Annotated in this window: 12 protein-coding genes; 8 read left to right on the top strand and 4 right to left on the bottom strand. The window is 67.8% G+C overall.

Annotation, left to right across the window (positions count from 1 at the left end):
- Positions 1 to 21: 21 nt before the first annotated feature.
- Together DI526_RS07085 and DI526_RS07080 are read left to right on the top strand one after the other, a co-directional pair.
- The gene (locus DI526_RS07085) at positions 22 to 759 is read left to right on the top strand and encodes a hypothetical protein (RefSeq protein WP_304275912.1); all 738 of its coding nucleotides are present in this window, start codon (positions 22 to 24) and stop codon (positions 757 to 759) included.
- Positions 760 to 834: 75 nt separating this feature from the next.
- Positions 835 to 2,022: an XRE family transcriptional regulator gene (locus DI526_RS07080; RefSeq protein WP_304275909.1), complete on the top strand. Its 1,188-nt coding sequence runs from the start codon at positions 835 to 837 to the stop codon at positions 2,020 to 2,022.
- A 48-nt stretch (positions 2,023 to 2,070) separates the two neighbouring features.
- Here DI526_RS07080 and DI526_RS07075 read toward each other — a convergent pair whose 3' ends face one another.
- Both DI526_RS07075 and DI526_RS07070 read right to left on the bottom strand, forming a co-directional pair.
- Positions 2,071 to 3,993 carry a UvrD-helicase domain-containing protein gene (locus tag DI526_RS07075; RefSeq protein WP_304275906.1) on the bottom strand — a complete coding sequence of 641 codons (1,923 nt, stop codon included), beginning with the start codon at positions 3,991 to 3,993 and terminating at the stop codon, positions 2,071 to 2,073.
- Positions 3,990 to 6,050: an ATP-dependent endonuclease gene (locus tag DI526_RS07070; protein WP_304275904.1), complete on the bottom strand. Its 2,061-nt coding sequence runs from the start codon at positions 6,048 to 6,050 to the stop codon at positions 3,990 to 3,992. Before DI526_RS07070 ends, DI526_RS07075 begins: the two co-directional genes overlap by 4 nt.
- Before the next feature lie 253 nt (positions 6,051 to 6,303).
- Here DI526_RS07070 and DI526_RS07065 point away from each other — a divergent pair, with 253 nt between their 5' ends.
- The 6 genes from DI526_RS07065 to DI526_RS07040 all read left to right on the top strand — a co-directional run bounded on the left by DI526_RS07065 (position 6,304) and on the right by DI526_RS07040 (position 13,855).
- Complete coding sequence (locus tag DI526_RS07065) at positions 6,304 to 6,438, top strand: hypothetical protein (protein ID WP_304275902.1); 135 nt, start codon at positions 6,304 to 6,306, stop codon at positions 6,436 to 6,438.
- Positions 6,439 to 6,592: 154 nt separating this feature from the next.
- Positions 6,593 to 6,931, top strand: coding sequence for a hypothetical protein (locus tag DI526_RS07060; protein WP_304275900.1), 339 nt, complete (start codon positions 6,593 to 6,595; stop codon positions 6,929 to 6,931).
- Between the two features lie 346 nt (positions 6,932 to 7,277).
- Positions 7,278 to 7,820 carry an RNA polymerase sigma factor gene (locus DI526_RS07055; protein ID WP_304275898.1) on the top strand — a complete coding sequence of 181 codons (543 nt, stop codon included), beginning with the start codon at positions 7,278 to 7,280 and terminating at the stop codon, positions 7,818 to 7,820.
- 9 nt (positions 7,821 to 7,829) lie between these two features.
- The gene (locus tag DI526_RS07050) at positions 7,830 to 8,792 is read left to right on the top strand and encodes a FecR domain-containing protein (protein ID WP_304275895.1); all 963 of its coding nucleotides are present in this window, start codon (positions 7,830 to 7,832) and stop codon (positions 8,790 to 8,792) included.
- Positions 8,793 to 8,900: 108 nt separating this feature from the next.
- A complete protein-coding gene (locus tag DI526_RS07045) occupies positions 8,901 to 11,873 on the top strand; it encodes a TonB-dependent receptor (protein WP_304275892.1) in 2,973 nt (990 codons plus the stop codon).
- Positions 11,867 to 13,855, top strand: a complete 1,989-nt coding sequence (locus DI526_RS07040) for an Atxe2 family lasso peptide isopeptidase (protein WP_304275890.1) — start codon at positions 11,867 to 11,869, stop codon at positions 13,853 to 13,855. The genes DI526_RS07045 and DI526_RS07040 overlap by 7 nt, the downstream gene beginning before the upstream one ends.
- Here DI526_RS07040 and DI526_RS07035 read toward each other — a convergent pair.
- Together DI526_RS07035 and DI526_RS07030 are read right to left on the bottom strand one after the other, a co-directional pair.
- A complete protein-coding gene (locus tag DI526_RS07035) occupies positions 13,837 to 15,597 on the bottom strand; it encodes an asparagine synthase C-terminal domain-containing protein (protein ID WP_304275888.1) in 1,761 nt (586 codons plus the stop codon). The two genes, DI526_RS07040 and DI526_RS07035, sit on opposite strands and share 19 nt — an antisense overlap.
- Positions 15,594 to 16,226 carry a lasso peptide biosynthesis B2 protein gene (locus tag DI526_RS07030; protein ID WP_304275885.1) on the bottom strand — a complete coding sequence of 211 codons (633 nt, stop codon included), beginning with the start codon at positions 16,224 to 16,226 and terminating at the stop codon, positions 15,594 to 15,596. Before DI526_RS07030 ends, DI526_RS07035 begins: the two co-directional genes overlap by 4 nt.
- Positions 16,227 to 16,246 lie beyond the last annotated feature (20 nt).

Below are 16,246 nucleotides of genomic sequence, written 5' to 3'. Positions count from 1 at the left end.
ACACGCGGACGGAGAGATTCGATGCCGACCGACCTGAAGAAGCGCCTGATCTCGACCCTGCCGCGCGATCTGCTGATCGATCTTTTCGACATGGCCGCGGCCATGGCGCTCAAGGCGTTCGAACTGATCCGCGACGGGACCGACCTGGACACCAAACGCGCCCGCAAGTCGGTCGGTTGGATCCGCTTCCATATGCAGGAAAAGGGCTTCGTCGAAGTTTGCGAGAAGCACGGCGGGGTGATCCTGGCCGACGGCGTCATCCCGGGCGCGGCGGCCAAGGCCTTCCAGCCCTTCGCCCGTTTCGGCGGCGACCGTCCCGGCGTGATCCTGGGCCTGGCCACCATGCCCGTCCCGCACGAGCTGCCGGCCAAGAACCGCTCGCGTCTGGCCGCCGTCACGCTCAACCCCGGTCTCACCGGCAGCCTCTTCCCCGAGCCCGACGCGCCGCGCGAGGGCGACGTTTTCGTGTGCTTCCTGGTCGCGCGCGACCGCAACAGCCCCGGCCTGATCGAGGAGGTGGCCATCGGGGTTATCAGCAGCGCCTATGACGGCTGGGTGCATTACGAGCCGATCGCCACGTTCCTGGACGGCTACGGCGTCGGCGACGCGCCGGACAGCCCCGACGGTCCGTCCGAGCCGCCGCTGGTCAGCCTCAAGCGCCGCCGCAAGCCCTTCACCCCGCCGGAGCAGAAGCCGCTCGACGCCGCCAACGACACCGACGAGGCGGCCAAGGACCGCAAGGACGAAGGCGAGGGCTAGGCCGGAACGGCCGCTCGTCTCTGGTGGGGGCGCCCCTCTGGCCTTTCGGGGCCGGGCGCAGTAGGGAACGACGCCATGCGCGTAGGCACACCTGGGTTCATCCCTGGCCGTCTCTCGGAGGCCAGGGATGCTAGACGGATTCCGAGCATGTCGGCGCTGGCGCGCCAGCTGGGCATCAACCCCAGCACCGTCTCCCGGTGGGAAGATGGCGACAGCTCCCCCGACCCCGAAACACTTCGCCGTCTCGCGGCCGAACTTGATCTTCGGCCCGAGTATTTTCTGCGTGACCCCCTGGCCGCCAAGGAGCCGGTGTTCTTCCGCTCTCTCGCCAGCACCCTCACGCGCGACCTGAACTACCAGCGCGCCCAGATGCGCTGGCTGCAGGAAATCAGCAGCACGCTGGAAAACTATGTCGACCTGCCCGACCTGAACCTGCCCGACGTGCTGGGCGGGGCCAGCTGGCGGCAGCTGCGCGATTCCGACCTGGACGCCATCGCCCTGGACCTGCGTCGCCATTGGCGCATAGGAGAGGGCCCCTGCACGGACGTCGTCAGCGTCCTGGAGCGAGTCGGGTTCGTAGTCGGGACGATCGAAATGGGCACTGCCAAGCTCGATGGGCTGTGCAGCTGGTCGCCGATCGACGGCCGCCCCCATATCCTGCTGGCTACCGACAAGATGTCGTTCCCGCGCCGGCAAATGGACGCCGCCCACGAAATGGCCCACGCCCTGCTGCACCGCGGCGTGTCCGAAGAAGAGTTCCAGTCCGACCTGAAGGCCATCGAGGCCCAGGCCTTTCGCCTAGCCAGCGCCTTTCTGATGCCGGCCGCCACCTATCCGATGGAGGTTAAGTCCGCCTCGCTAGCCCAGCTGCTGCTGCTCAAGGAGCGCTGGCGCGTGTCGGTCAAGGCGCAGATCCGGCGCCTGGCCGACATGCGGCTGATCTCGCCCGAATACGCCACCCAAATGTACAAGCTCCATTCGGCTAAGGGCTGGACCAAGGAAGAACCGCTGGACCGGCAATGGGAGCCCAGCAAGCCCCGGGTCCTGCGCGAGGCGCTACAGCTGATCGTCGACGAGCGCGTGCGCACCAAGGCTGACCTGCTGGCCGTCGAGTTCACAATCGCCCCGGACGACATCACCAACCTGGTGGGCCTGCCGCAGGGATGGTTCGAGCGCGATCCGGCTGAGGTGGTGCGGCTCAAGCCCACCAGCCGCCCGCCGATGATCGGCGGTGGCGACGTCGTGCCCTTCCGCCGCAAATAATAGTCAACTATTTTGACTATCTGACGATAGCCGACGCGGCGGGGCCTATTAGACCTTCTGCTGAGTCACACCGACCGCCGCTAGGGCATGAAAGATTTCCGCGATGCTGGCGTTACGGTCAGTCCCGCACCGCGTCATCAGCAGCCGGTCGCGGGCCCGCGAGGCGGCCACGAAAAACACCGAACGCCCCTCGGCCGGGTTCTTGGAAAAGCTCCACCACTGATCGTCGTTGAGGCCCAGCAAGATCACCAGGTCGTATTCGAGGCCCTTGCTCTTGGTTATGGTCAGCAGCGGCGTCTGACCCTCGCCCCGGAACCGCGCGATGACCTCCAGCCACGACCCCGCGGGCTTGGCGCATTCGATCAGGAAGGCTTTGGTGGCGCTGCGGATGCGCTCGAAAAAGTCGCCGACCGCGTATTGCGGCATGATCGACTTGAGGCGGGGCAGCTGCAGGAAGCTCTCGATCTGCCCCAGCGCCGCCTCGATCGCCGCCGGCGTGGCCAGGCCGGTCAGCCGATGGGCGTCGTGAAAGTCCGCTAGCGACAGGGCCAGGACCCGCTCGATCTCCGGATCATCGTCCGGCGACAGGCCCGCCACCGTCGCCAGGTGCGATAGCGCCGTGGTCCACAGCACCCCGCCATGCCGTCGGCAGAGCAGTTCGAGCATGTCCACCACGACCCGGGAATAGGCCTCGGTCATCAGGTCCTGGATGGCCGCCCCGCCGACATCACGGTCCTCATTACGGAAGGCCAGGCCAGCGGCCGAGAACGCCGCCGAAAGGCGCGCCTCCCAGTCGTTGGCCTTCTGCCGGACCAAGAGCCCGATCTGGCGCGGATCCACGCCGCTTTTGATCGCTGCGGCCACGCGCTTGGCCACGGCCGCGGCCTCGGCGTCCTCGTCGTCGGCCACCAGGATCGAGCAGATCTCCGCGCTAGGCAGGTTCGGTGCGGGACGGGCGGCGATGAAGTCGGGCTCGCTGGGCGCCAGCCGCTGCTTCAGGCCGTTGAGGATTTCCACGATACGCGCGTTGCTGCGGAAGTTCTGGGTCAGGACGACGCGGCCTAGATCATCCGGGCCGCCCAGGAAGTCGGCCGAGAAGGCGGCGAAGACATCCTCCCGCGCGCCGGCCCAGCCCATGATCCTCTGCTTGTCGTCGCCCACGGCCACCAGGGAGGTCTCCGTCCCCTTGAAGATGGTCGCGATCAGATCGTACTGGACGGAGGTCGTGTCCTGGAATTCGTCTAGGAACACTTGGCCATACGTCGCGCAGAGCGCCCTCCGCACCTGCGGATTGCCCGCCACGATCGCCTGGGCCAGGCGGCCGATCATCGCAAAGCCAAACTGCGGCGTCGGGCTGGTCAGGGTGGCGCGCAGCTGCACCAGCTGCAGATATTGGGCGTAGTCGGTGATCGTCAGAGGCTCAAGCCTGAGCGCCTGGATCGACTTGTTGAACGCGTCCAGCGTCACCCCGTTGATGCCGCTGGTCGTCACGTCCTTGCCGATCAGGGCTTTGGCCCAATGCGCGGGATGGCCCTCCTGGTAAAGCCCCCAGGTGGCCGAGCGCTGCAAGTCGGAGAAGGCGGCGTTGTTGACGAAGGGCGCGATGCCGTAGGCGCCCTTGAACGCCAGATGCGCGGGCAGGGCGGGCCAGAACCGATCGAGGATCTGCTTGGCGAAAGCGTCGAAGGTCATCGAATCCAGGCGTCGGGCCAGCGCCGGGCCGCACCGGCGCTCGACCCGGTCGCGCAGGTTGCTGGCCGCATCGCGCTTGAAGCTGATAGCCAGAATACGCCTTGGAAAAATGCAGCCGCCCGTTTGTAGGAGATAGGCGGCCCGTTGGCCCAGGAGTTCGGTCTTGCCGGTGCCCGGGCCGGCCACCACCAGGGCGCTGCCGCGAACCCGAACCGTGTCGAGCGCGGCGGCCTCCATGGCCGCCACGCCGATCGGCTTCCAGGCCTGGCGGTCGATCATGCCAGCGGCGCCGCGAGCGAGGCGCGCACGTGGGCGATCAGCCGCTGCAAGACCGAGGGGCATTCCAATTCTATATCGACGTCTTCAAGGTCGTTCAGTTCGCCGAGCGCGGCCAGGTGGACGGCTGGCTTGCCCCGATCGCCCAGGAAGAGATAGGCGTACCAGGCAAAAAGAGCCATTTCCGGCGTGCCCGCATAGGCCGCCACGCCCAGGCCGTCCTCGCCCAGCACCCGCTCGGCCGCCTTTTGCTGGCGCGTCGGGTCGTCTGGCGTCTGCGGCCCCCGTGCGCCGGCCGGCAGTTTTTTGTAGGCCGCCGGGAAGGCCTTCAGCATCAGCATGTCCAGGTCCAGCAGGGACGACATGAAGATCCCTTGACCTTCGAATGCCTTTGCCCAGTTCTCGATAGTGGCGCGATCGATCGCGCCGCCCGTCGCCGGATCGGGACGCACCAGGGTGAACGCCAGGTCCACATTGGTCTGGTCGGTCTCGGGCAGCTTTCGCCCGGAGTCGCGCAGCGCAGCGGCGGCGGCCTTGAACTGCTGGAAGTCGCCGCTGCTGCGACCCAGGTCCAGATCCAGCAGGGTGGTATGGGGAATGCCCAGCTGTTCGACCAGCCGCCAGAAGTGCTGGATGTGGCGCCCGCCGATCGGGACGATGGCTACGAACGATCGGTCGATCGGCACGCCTAGGGCCTCGGCCAGGCGTGGGATGACGATCTCCTCGGACGGGCCTTCGCCGAAGATGGCGTGGCGCGCGAAGTATATCTCCGGATGGGCCCTGACGGCCTCGCGCACGAACTTGGACGCCTCGGCGTCGCCCTTCGGCAAGGCTAGGCGCGTGATGGTGGAGGCGCCGGTGGCCTGGACGCGGCGTACATGCCGGATCGCCGTCGGCTCGATCCGGCCCACGATCGCCGGCGCGTGGCTGGTCACCACTCCCTGGACGCGTTCGGTCTGCGTCAGCACCTCCAGCTGGGTCAGCAGCCGCGACAGGAAATAGGGAGCCAAGTGATTTTCCGGCTCCTCGAAGGCGAAGACCGTCAGGGCCGGCGCTCTGGCGAACTCCGGTTGGAAGGGGATGTCCTCGCCGCCGGCCGCGGACTTTTCCAGATCCAGCTTGAGGTCCAGAAGCGCCTTGACCAGGGCGAAGTGGAAGAGCGAACGCTGCCCGTCACTGAGATCTTCGACCCCCATGACCCGTCCGGTGGACGAGGGGGTCAACATCATGGTCGCGGCCTTGACGATCTGCTGGAGGTCGGGCGCCAGGACCGATAGGTTGGCCACAGTGCCGGTCTCGGCGGTGTTCAGCTGCGACCAGCAGGCGTTGATAGCGGCATTGACCTGGCCCAGCGCGGCCTCCTGGTCCAGCTCCTTGGAGGCCTCGGCGATCAGGGCGTCGATCTTGGCCTTCTGTTCCCACTTCACCGCCCGCATCAGGCTTCGGCCCAAGCTGCGGACGGTCAGCTGGGTCAGGGCCGTGACGTCGCGCGACGCGGGGATGTAGCGCACCACGACCTGACCGCGATCGCCGGCCGTCACCTTCTTCTTTCGCAGGGGGTCGATGTCGCCGAAGTCGACGAAATCCGAGCCCAGGATCCAGTACAGAGCTTCCTCGACCACCCCGTCCAGGGTCCCGGCCTGCTGCCAGGTCGCCTCCAGGCGCACGCGCGCGAACGGCGCAGCACCCGGTTTGTCGACGATCATGTGCCGGAAGGTCGGCGGCACGGTCCTGTCGGCCGCCTCGCCATCCTTGGCCAGTTCGGGAAAATGGAACGTCGCCTCGATGAACAGGCGCCGCTCCACGACACTGTCCAGGCGCTGTCCGGGCGGCACGAAGAAGTCGGCCGGCTGCACGGCGCGCTCATCGCGAGTTTCGCCGAAGAGGCGCAGCACGGCCTGGATGAGAGAGCTTTTGCCCGCGCCGTTGCGGCCGATGAAAACGTTGGTGGCCGCCTCCAGATCGACCTCGACCGGACACGGTCCAAGCACGTCCTCGAAGTCGGGCTGGGTGGAGGCGAAGCTTCGGAAGTTCCAAAGCTTCAGCTTGGCGATGTGCATGCTGCCCTCCGAGGCTTCTCCGTCCTATGGCGGTTTGCTTTGCAACTCTTCCTCTCCATCGGCAAACCGAAATTCCATCGGTTGCGCCGCGCCATCCGGTCCAGGCCACCGGCCTGTTGTTGTGGGGCCTGGCTTTACAACAAGGCCGTGTTGCGTCGGCGACGTCGTGATTTTAGTGACCAGGGCTATCCAACCGCCCCTGACGCCGCCGGCCCGATGCCGGATCGTCGGGGCAGCAACGAAAGGCCCTCGCATGTCCCTCATCGATCTGACCGCCACCGTCGTGACCGCCGCCGCCGGCCCCGCCGGCGCGATCGTCGTCGCCCTAGCCGCGCTCGCGGTCGTCGCCTTGGCCCTCAGCAAGATCCCCGGCGCGGGGCGACCTTGACGACGGTATCGGGCAGATGGCGCCCAAGGCGCCGATCAGAGGTCAAAACCGGGCGCTGCGTCGGCTGGTCGGTTCGGGCGCCGTCGCAGCTTGGCGCGCGAACAAAGCTATGGCATCGCCGCGCTCGATACCAACCATGCCAGCGCCGGGCCCCATGACCGCCGACGACTTTCGCCAACTGGCGCTCAGCCAACTCAACGCCCGCGTCGCCTCGCGCCTGGGGACGATCGAGTTCCTGGTCGGCGACAAGGTGTTCGCCACCCTGGGCGCGCCCGACCCAGCCTTCGCTGTGCTGCGCCTTTCGCCCGAGGACCAGGCGGCCGCCCTGGCCGCGGCGCCCGGCGTCTTCTCGCCTCAGGCCGGCGGGGCCGGCGCCCGCGGCGTGACCTGCGTGCGTTTGGCGCTAGCCCAGGCCGAGCACCTGAAGCCGGTCCTGGCAAAGGCGGCCGCCAAGGCCCGCAACAGCAAAAGCGCCTTTACCCGCCTGGTCTGACGTCGCCACATCCCGCCGGCGGCGCTCAGTTCGGCAATGACGCCCGCGCCCGCTGGCTGTGCCTTGCCATTTGGTCGAACCGCGTTCTAGACTCTTCGCACGCCGCTGAAAGCGCGGCGTCGAGGCGTGAGAACCTCGCTTGAACCAACCGCTTCGCGTTCGGCTCCGCCCCGGCGCGACCGGTGTGCTGCGCCGGCGGCGCCGTCGATGACGGCCGCTCCACACTCAAGCTCGGTCTCAGGGATCCGGCGTCGCCGGAGCCGCCGCCTCTCCTGGAGGCGGACGTGGCTAGGCGAGCAGAGACCAGACTTCGAACTAACGACCCTCGGCGCGCGATCTCACGCCGATGACCATGGACACCGTCGACCCCGTCCTGGCCGAGGCTGAGACCGACACGCATCGCCAGCTCGACGCGCTCTTCCGCCGCCAAGCTCCAGCGCTGGTGCGGTTCCTGTCCCGGCGGACCGGCCGCGAGGAAGCCCAGGACTTGGCGCAGGAGGCCTTCCTGCGCCTGACCGACGCGGCCGGGCGGAAGATGCTGCAAAAGCCCGAAGCCTACCTCGCGCGCATCGCCCGCAACCTGCTGCGCGATCGGGCCAAGAGCGTTTCGGGTCATCGCGAACGCACCCACGCGGTCCTGGAGCCGGAACTGCACGCGGCCTACGACGGCGACCCGCATCTCGTGCTGGAGGCGCGCCAGTTGCTCGAACGCCATGAAGCCGCCGTCCTCAAGCTCAAGCCCAAGACCCGCGAGGTCTATCTGCGCCATCGCCTGGACGGCCAATCCTACGCCGAGATCGCTCAGGCCCTCGGGATCGGCGTCAGTGCTGTGGAAAAGCACATGATGAAGGCGATCGCCGCCGTCGACCGCAGCCTCGGCCGGCCCTAGGATCGCAACATGACCCCGGGGGACGAAGAGCATCTGCGCCGCGAGGCGGCCGCCTGGTTCGCGCGCATGCGCGGACCCGGCGCCGAAGCCGCGCGCTCCGAGTTCGACGCCTGGCGCGCCGGACCCGGTCGCCAGGGCGCCTATGACCGCCTGGTCCAGCGCTTCGAGGAGTCGGCGGTCCTGGGTCATTCAAGACTTTCGGACCTGCGTCTGCGCACCAGCGCCGCCCGTCGCGGCCCGCCGCCGGCGGTGTGGTGGACGGCCGCCGCCGCCGGCCTCGTCCTCGGCGCTGTCGCTCTGACACAGACCCTGCGCGCGCCCGTCACCGAGGCCGTAGGCGGCGCCCGCTATGTTTCCACGCCGGGGCAGATCCGGACCATCGCCCTGGCCCCCGATCTGACTGTCGTGCTCGACACCGACACCGTCCTGACCGCCTCGACCCGTGGAGATCGCCAGCGCCTGGTGCTCGAACGCGGGCGGGTCCGCGTCCAGGCGGAACGCCCCCTTGAGGTCGACGCCGACGGCGCGCGCGTGGTCGCCGCGCGCGCCGCTTTCGACATGCGCCGCCAAGGCGGCCAGGACGTCGAGCTCTCGATCCTGCAGGGCGAGGTTCAGGCTGAGGGCGGCGGTCTTTTGCGACGCCCCCGGACGCGGGTTGGGACCGGACAGCGGCTGATCCTGACGGGCGGCCGCCCCGGCTTGGCCACCCCGGCGCCCACGCGCGATCGGCAATGGCCCACGGGCCTGTTGGTGTTCGACGGCGCGCCGCTGGGCCAGGTGGTCGCCGAGGCCAATCGATACGGCTACCGCAAGATCCGCTTGGCCGACCCGGCGCTCGGCCGCCTGCAGGTCAGCGGTGGGCTGAAGGTGACCGATCCGGACGGCTTGGCCCGGGCCCTAGCCGCGGCGCTCGGCCTGACCATATCGGCCGCGCCGGGCGGCGACCTAGTCCTGGCCCGTACCGACGCCTGACCGACGCGCGACAACTCGATGAAAGTTTTTTGTGAGGTCGCTGGCGCCTAGCTCGTCAGAGCCCCCCGAACGACCGCGACCGTCGCGGTCCGGGTTCTGGGGGCCCTCATGTATCGCCACGCTTCTCATCTCCGCCGCGGCCTGCTGGCCACGGCCGCCACGCTCGTCCTCGCGACCGCCGCGCCCGCGCTGGCCGCGCAGCCGCTGCTCCAGGCCGAGCACCAGACCTATGACCTCAAGGCCCAGCCGTTGGCCGCCGCACTGGCCGAAGTGGCGCGGATCAGCGGCCGGCCGATCGTCGTCTCCACGAGCCTGGCGCGCGGCAAGACCGCCCCGCCCCTGAAGGGCCGCTTCACGCCCGACCAGGCGTACGCTGCCCTGCTGTCCGGCTCTGGACTCAAGCTGGTCACGGTCGGCAACAACCTGGTGGTCCAGCCCGCCGACACGGGGGTCGCCGCGCCAATCACGGGGGAGTCCCCGGCCGGCGACGCTGAGCAGGTCGCCGAGGTCGTCGTCACCGGCACGCGGATTCGGGGGGCCGCGCCGGCCGGCGCGCAGGTCATCACGATCAGCCGAGAGGACATCGAGGCCAGCGGCTACGCGACCACCCAGCAGATCGTGCAGGCCTTGCCGCAGAATTTCGGCGGCGGCGCCAACGAGGCCACCACGATGTTGAGCACGCGCAGCGGCGCCGGTTCCAACACCGGGATGGGATCGGGGGTAAACCTTCGGGGCCTGGGTACGACCTCGACGCTGGTGCTGCTGAACGGCGAGCGTCCCGCGATGGGCGGTATTTCGGGGACGTTTGCCGACCTGTCCCTGATCCCGGCCAGTGCGGTGCAACGTATCGAGGTCCTGCCCGACGGCGCGTCGGCCTTGTACGGCTCGGACGCTGTCGCCGGCGTCGTCAACGTGGTCTTTCGGGATCGCTTCGAAGGCGCGGAGACGCGGCTGCGCTACGCCACGGCCGACGGCGATTTCGATGAGGTTCAGGCCGGCCAGTTGTTCGGCAAGGCCTGGGACAGCGGTCACCTCATCTTGGCCTACGAGTACCATGCCAAGGGTCGCCTCGCGGCGGCTGATCGGGACTATGCCCGAGAGGACCTTCGTCCGTTCGGCGGCGGTGACTATCGCGCCAATTACAGCACGCCGGGGACGATCGTGGCGGGCGGACGCACCTTCGCGATCCCGGCGGGACAGAACGGCGTCGGGCTGACGCCCTCTCAACTACTGCCTGATCAGATCAATCGCCGGGACGCGCGCCTGAACACCGACCTTTTGCCGCGGCAGCGCCGCCAGTCGATGTTCGTCGCGGCCGAACAGGCCTTGGACGGCAAGACCACCCTGAAGGCCCAACTGCTCGCCGCCGATCGTCGCTTCAATAGCCGCGTGATGAACGTCTCGCAGTCTGCTGTCACGGTTCCCGTCGCGAACCCCTTCTATGTCGACCCGATCGGGACGCGTGCGCCAGTGCGCGTGCAGTACGATTTCAGCCAGGACCTCGGGCCGATGGCCCTTCTTGGCCATGTACGCGCCTACAACGGCGTGGTCGGGCTGACCCGCACGCTCGGCGACTGGTCGGCCAGCGCCGATGTCGGCTTCGGTCAGCAGCGGGAGTATTCCCGCTACGACAACTACGTGAACACCTATCGTCTGGGCTTGGCGTTAGCCGACACCAATCCAGCGACGGCCTATAATCTCTTCGGGGACGCCCGATCGACCAATCCAGCCACCATAGAGTCGATCCGGGGGTGGAGCGCCAACAGCGGTCTGTGGCGGGTCTGGACCTCGAGCCTGCGGGCCGACGGCCCGCTCTTCGACCTGCCCGCTGGGACGGTGAAGCTGGCGATCGGCGGCGAATGGCGAGCCGAGCGGTTCAAGTACGGTTCGCTGACCTATCGAACGACGGCGGCGCCGGCGCCCTCGTCATCGCTCTATCCTGGCGCCCGCAAGATCTTGGCGGCCTATGCCGAGGTCCGCGTTCCGCTCGTCGCCGAGACCATGGGCGTCACCGGCGTCCGCAACCTCGCGGTTTCGCTGGCCGGTCGTGTCGAGCGCTACAGTGACTTCGGCACGACCGCCACTCCGAAGGCGGGTCTGGAATGGTCGCCATTCCAAGGCCTGAGCTTGCGCGGATCCTACGGTCGGTCCTTCAGGGCGCCGTCGTTCGCCGATCAGCGGATCGCCGTCGGCTACGTGCTCTATCAACCCATCCGCCTGACCGATCCAAAGTCCCCCACCGGCGCCACCAATGTCGTCGCCCTAGTCGGCAACACCGCCGACATCGGGCCGGAGCGAGCCCGGACCTGGACGGTCGGGTTTGACCTCCGCCCGACCTGGGCGCCCCGCGCACGGCTGGAAACGACCCTGTTCAAGGTCGACTATCGCGACCGGATCGGCAGCATAAACGCCGACTTGTTGAACGTGCTGGTCAACCGCGCGCTCTACACCTCCCTGATCGAGAACAGCCCATCGGCCGCGCGCCTGAGCGAGCTCTATGCCAGCCCGTTCTTCAGCAATCCCTCGAACATCCCGGCATCGGCGATCGGAGCCATCGTCGACAGCCGCAACACCAACCTGGCCTCAGTGGTCGAAACCGGCCTCGACTTCGACGCCCGGTACGCCCCGGAGATGGGTCCCTACCGGCTCGAACTGGGCCTTTCGGGGAGCTACCTCTTCAACCGAGATCAAAAGGTCACGCCCGACGCCCCCAAGACTGATGTCGTCGGGACAGTCGGAAATCCCGTCGACCTGCGACTGCGCGGGCGCGCGATCCTGTCTCGGGGGTCGTGGGACACAGCCGCCTTCGTCAACTTCTACAACCACTACACCAACCAGACGGTGGCCCCGGCCAAGACCATCAAGGCCTGGACGACGGTCGATCTCCAACTCGGCTATCGTTTCGGGGCCAGCACCGGTCCGCTCGATGGCGTCCGGCTGGCGTTGACCGCCTCGAACGTCTTCGACAAGGACCCGCCGTTCGCCGACCTGCGCGTCAATATCTCCGGCGTCGGCTTCGACAGCGAGGCGGCGAGCCCAGTGGGCCGCTTGATCGGCGTGCAGGCGACAAAGTCATGGTGATCGCCGCGCTCGCGGCGGCGGCTCTGGCGACCGCGCCGCCAGCCGTGTCCGCAGGACCCCAGGACCTGTCGGCTCTGGTGTCGATGCAGGATATCTCCAGCCTATCGGTCGGACCGGACGGCCACAGCCTGGTGTTCCGGGTCGACGCCGCATCGCTGGCCACGAACCGGCGCCATCTTAACTGGTGGACGCTCGATATTGACCGCCCTGGACCGGCTCGCCGGCTGACGGACGGCGGGGACGCGATCTGGGGCGGCTATGGCACAATGGACGATGAGCCAGCCCAATGGTTGGCCGACGGACGCTGGATCTACTACCGCGCCCTGTTCGGCGGCGCGGTGCAGGTCTGGCGGTCGAACCTGCGGGGCAAGGCCCGGCAGGTCACGCACGACGCGGCGGATGTCGAACGCTTCGCGCTCGATCCTGATGGGCGTGGCCTGCACTACGAGGTGCGGGCGACCCGGGCCGCGATCGACGCCGAAGAGCAGCGTCAGGCCGAGAGCGGCGTCCGGATCGACCCGTCCGTCGACTGGGGTCAGAACCTGTTCGGCGCCGCCCTGATTAACGGGCGCTGGCGCGCGCAGCGTCTGACGGGGACCTGGTTCTCCCGCACCGGCGTCCTGGGCATGACGGCCGTCAGGGGGCGCGGCGTCGCCATCGACGGCAGAGGTCCTGTCCAGGACCGTACGCCGCTCGGTCAGGCCCCGAAGCCCTCGGACCGCCGCCTTGTCATACGGTCTCGGCAAGGCGACGAGGCCTTCGTCGCCTCGGAAGCCGGACGGGACGTGGTGAACCTCGTCGACGCCACAGGGCGGCTTCAGTCCTGCCCACCCACGACGTGTCCGGGTCGTCCGATCGCTCTGGCCTGGCGGCCCGGCCGCCGAGAGCTGGTCATCACCTTGCGCGACCCGGCGTTGAACACTCGATTGCTCGTCTGGGACGTCCAGAGCGGGACGGCGCGCTCGATCGGTCCCACCGAAGGTTTGCTGAGCGGCGGAGCCCGGCCTAGTTGCGCGATCACCGCCAGATGGGCCGTCTGCGTGCGGAGCAACCTCAGGACCGCGCCGCGCCTTAGTCGTATCGACCTTGAAACCGGCGCCTTGGTGGACCTGTACAGCCCGAACCGGTCGCTCGATCTCCCGGCAGAACTGGCGACAGAACAAATGACCTGGCGATCGCCGCTCGGCGATGTCCTGACCGGCCAACTGCTGCGCCCCGCGCGCGAGGGTCTAGGCCGCCTTGCGCTCTTCATCACCTACTACAACTGTCCTGGGTATCCGCGCGGCGGCACCGGCGATGAATGGCCGCTTGCCGCCATGGCCGCGGCCGGCATGGCCGTCGTATGCGCCAACCAGATTGCTCGGCCAGGAAAGCCGCTTGAACAGGACGCCTTCGACGACAGCGCAAGGGCGCTCGCCGGAATCCGCGCTCTCATCGATCAACTCGACCAGAGGGGTCTCGTCGACCGAGGCCGGGTCGGCATGGGCGGTCTCAGTTTCGGCAGCGAGCAAGCCTTGTGGATCGCCACCCACTCGGATCTCATCGCCGCGCTGTCGATCTCGTCGGGCCAACTTGAGCCGACCTACTACTGGATGAACAGTGGCCCGGGTCGAACGACGCCAGCCACCCTAAAGCGGACCTGGAAACTCGGCCGGCCCGAGGAAACCCCAGAGGCCTGGCGACGGATGTCGCCGGCGCTCAACACCGACCAGCTTAAGGCGCCGCTGCTGCTGCAACTGCCCGAGCAGGAGTTTCGGTTTATCCCGGAGCTCATAGCCCGCACGGCGTCGGCCGGCACACCGGTCGAGCTCTACGCCTTCCCTGGCGAACCCCACATCAAGATCCAACCGCGCCACCGTCGTGCGATCTACGAGCGCAATCTCGACTGGTTTCGGTTCTGGCTCCTTGGCCAGGAAGACCCGGACCCGAAGAAGAACGAGCAGTACGCCCGGTGGCGGTCCCTTCAGTCCGCCCGCCCATAGTCGGGCGGCCGATAGGCCTCCCAGCCACGAGCCCAGGTCTCTGCATCGGCGAGCGCTACCAGCGCGGTGATCCCCGCCTCGCTGTCCTTCAACGGCCGACGCAGGAAACGCTCGACCGCTTCGACGTCGATCACCCCGTTTTGAGCCAGCAAGCCGCCCAGGAGATGGTCGCGCAGGGCGGGACGCTGCGCGTCGAAAGCGCCGGCAATCTCCCGATCGATCCGGCCCTTGGTCCGCCGCTCAAGGACCAGGTCGGGGACCTGACCCCGGAAGGCGCGGCGCGCTATGGCCCGGTCGATTCCCCCCTCTACCCAAAGCCACGTTGGGATGCGCAGGCAAAGCTCGACAATCGGCTGGGCAAGCAGAGGGAACACCATGGGGGCGTAGGCCGCACGGTCGTGCCCTTCGATTAATCCGTGGATCCAGGCAAGGCTATGGATGTGTCGGTAGCGTCCCGGAAGATTCAACCCTGGAAGGTCAAGCCAAGGGTGAGGGTCGGGCGGCGACAGTCCTCCATCAGCACGCAGAAAGCCGTCACGCAAAACGGGACGCATGGCCGCATCCGGTCGCCGCGCCAGTTTCAAGGCCTGGGCCAGCACCGACCATAGGGTCGTACGATGAATCTTGGCGACACTTAGGGCCGTCTGCAGAACGTCTGGGCCCAAACCCTGACTTCGCATCTGGTCAACGACCGGCCCCGCTGAGCGCAGGGAGCAGAAGACGTTGTCGCCTCCGCCGCCGCTGAAGAAGGCGCTGACCCTGTGTGACTGGCCGAATTTGAGAAAGGCCTGATCGATGGCGTCCAAACCGCTCGATCGTCCCGGACGTGGTAGTAGTTTCGCCGCCGGGCTGAGGAGGTTCATCTGGGCCTGTTGGAGCTCGACGACGGTGAGCGAGGTTCCCGTGGCCTGGGCAACCGTCTCGGCATAGCGTCGCTCGTCCCCCTCCGGCCGCCGGGTCGCGCAGTTCACGGCGAAGACGGCGGCGCGGTCGGCCAGAGCCGCACACAGAATGGACGAGTCCAGCCCTCCGGACAGTTCGAGTGCGAGGGTCTTCTCGGCGTCCGCCATGGCCCCCACGCAGCGTTTGACTTCGTCGGCCAGAAGGTGCGCGGCGCGGGCTGGCTCGAGGATCTGTTGATCGGAGGCGATGAACGGCGCGGGCGTCCAGACCGGGGTCGGCCCCAGATCCTCCTGGCCAAGGGCGATCGCCATTCCGGGCAGGACCTCTCGAACGCTTCGCAAGCCGGTGCGGATCGACCGCAAGCCGCCATAGGCGATGTGTGGCCCGATGAACCCCCAATCCACATGCGGCTCGATAACCCCAAGAGCATCGGCGACCGCCAAATCCGAGCAGAGGATCACCAGCCCCCGCGAGGACAGCCGATAGCAGCCGACAGCCCCGGAAGGATCGCGCAGCACTCGCACCGTGGCCTTGTCGGGAGCGACGGTGAAGGCGACATACGCGCCCCAGATTTCCCGAAGCAATGACGCTGGGTCGGCGATCGATGCGTCGATCAGTTCAACCGGCGCTGGCTGCTCTTCGCGGCTCCAGGCCCGCCCGAGCACAACCCCGCCCCCGCCCTCGATCGGAATTCTCGGTGTCGCCCCATCCACAAAGACGGCGAAGGTCTCGCCGTCCACCAAATGCTCCAGACCAAGGCCTGCGGCCCTGGCGACGACCGCGTCGAACGGATCGCGCGGAAACCGCAGGGCCGCGCGCCCGATCGCGACATACTTCACGACCCGACAGCCAGGATGGGGGTGTAGACGACGATACGCTCGACCGCGTCGTTCAACACGCAGTCACCGCTCTGAACCCAGGCATGGGCGGTGAAGGGTGGGATCTCGACGCCAAAGACCAGTGTGGCTGCGCAGCCGCGCCAGGCCAGGAACAACATGAGCGCGAGGCTATCGACCAGGCAGACCGCTGAAATCGGCACCCAGGGGCGCGCCCGATTGAAACGGAGCGCCTGGTTCTCGATTACCTCAAGGTCCTGAACTTGCCAGGACGTTGATGTTCTCCGCTCCAGCCCGCGCAACATCCGATCAAGCCCGCCAGTGGCCAGGATCAGGCGAGCCAAAGCGCTCGCAAGTCCGGCCTGGACAGCGTCCGCCAGGCGCAGCCGCGCCGCCTCCCGGCAGAAGAGGTCGCGGGTGGCCCGAGGGGCGCTGCAGGGTTGTGGCCGCGTGTCGTCGTCGGTCGCCTTGACCAGATCGCTATCCAGCAGAACCTTGAAAGGGTTACCGGCAAGGAAGGCCGCCGTCTGGGTGGCGTTGATCGCGCGATATCGGTCGCGGCGACGGTCAAAGAAGATTGCGCGAGTCCCCACCAGGCAGAACGACACGCCAGGATTCAGAGCGAGCGCCATGCGGCCTCCGGACAGGGCCG

Origin of the sequence: Caulobacter segnis, from assembly GCF_003243465.1 — a bacterium.
GTDB lineage: Bacteria > Pseudomonadota > Alphaproteobacteria > Caulobacterales > Caulobacteraceae > Caulobacter > Caulobacter segnis_A.
The sequence above is the reverse complement of the archived record's forward strand: the minus strand, read 5'-3'. Positions and strand labels throughout refer to the sequence as shown.

Bases quoted from the DNA above. Each gene is read 5' to 3' on its own strand.
- DI526_RS07085 (WP_304275912.1), top strand. From the start codon at position 22: ATGCCGACCGACCTGAAGAAGCGCCTGATCTCGACCCTGCCGCGCGAT.
- DI526_RS07080 (WP_304275909.1), top strand. From the start codon at position 835: ATGCGCGTAGGCACACCTGGGTTCATCCCTGGCCGTCTCTCGGAGGCC.
- DI526_RS07075 (WP_304275906.1), bottom strand. From the start codon at position 3,993: ATGATCGACCGCCAGGCCTGGAAGCCGATCGGCGTGGCGGCCATGGAG.
- DI526_RS07070 (WP_304275904.1), bottom strand. From the start codon at position 6,050: ATGCACATCGCCAAGCTGAAGCTTTGGAACTTCCGAAGCTTCGCCTCC.
- DI526_RS07065 (WP_304275902.1), top strand. From the start codon at position 6,304: ATGTCCCTCATCGATCTGACCGCCACCGTCGTGACCGCCGCCGCCGGC.
- DI526_RS07060 (WP_304275900.1), top strand. From the start codon at position 6,593: ATGACCGCCGACGACTTTCGCCAACTGGCGCTCAGCCAACTCAACGCC.
- DI526_RS07055 (WP_304275898.1), top strand. From the start codon at position 7,278: ATGACCATGGACACCGTCGACCCCGTCCTGGCCGAGGCTGAGACCGAC.
- DI526_RS07050 (WP_304275895.1), top strand. From the start codon at position 7,830: ATGACCCCGGGGGACGAAGAGCATCTGCGCCGCGAGGCGGCCGCCTGG.
- DI526_RS07045 (WP_304275892.1), top strand. From the start codon at position 8,901: ATGTATCGCCACGCTTCTCATCTCCGCCGCGGCCTGCTGGCCACGGCC.
- DI526_RS07040 (WP_304275890.1), top strand. From the start codon at position 11,867: ATGGTGATCGCCGCGCTCGCGGCGGCGGCTCTGGCGACCGCGCCGCCA.
- DI526_RS07030 (WP_304275885.1), bottom strand. From the start codon at position 16,226: ATGGCGCTCGCTCTGAATCCTGGCGTGTCGTTCTGCCTGGTGGGGACT.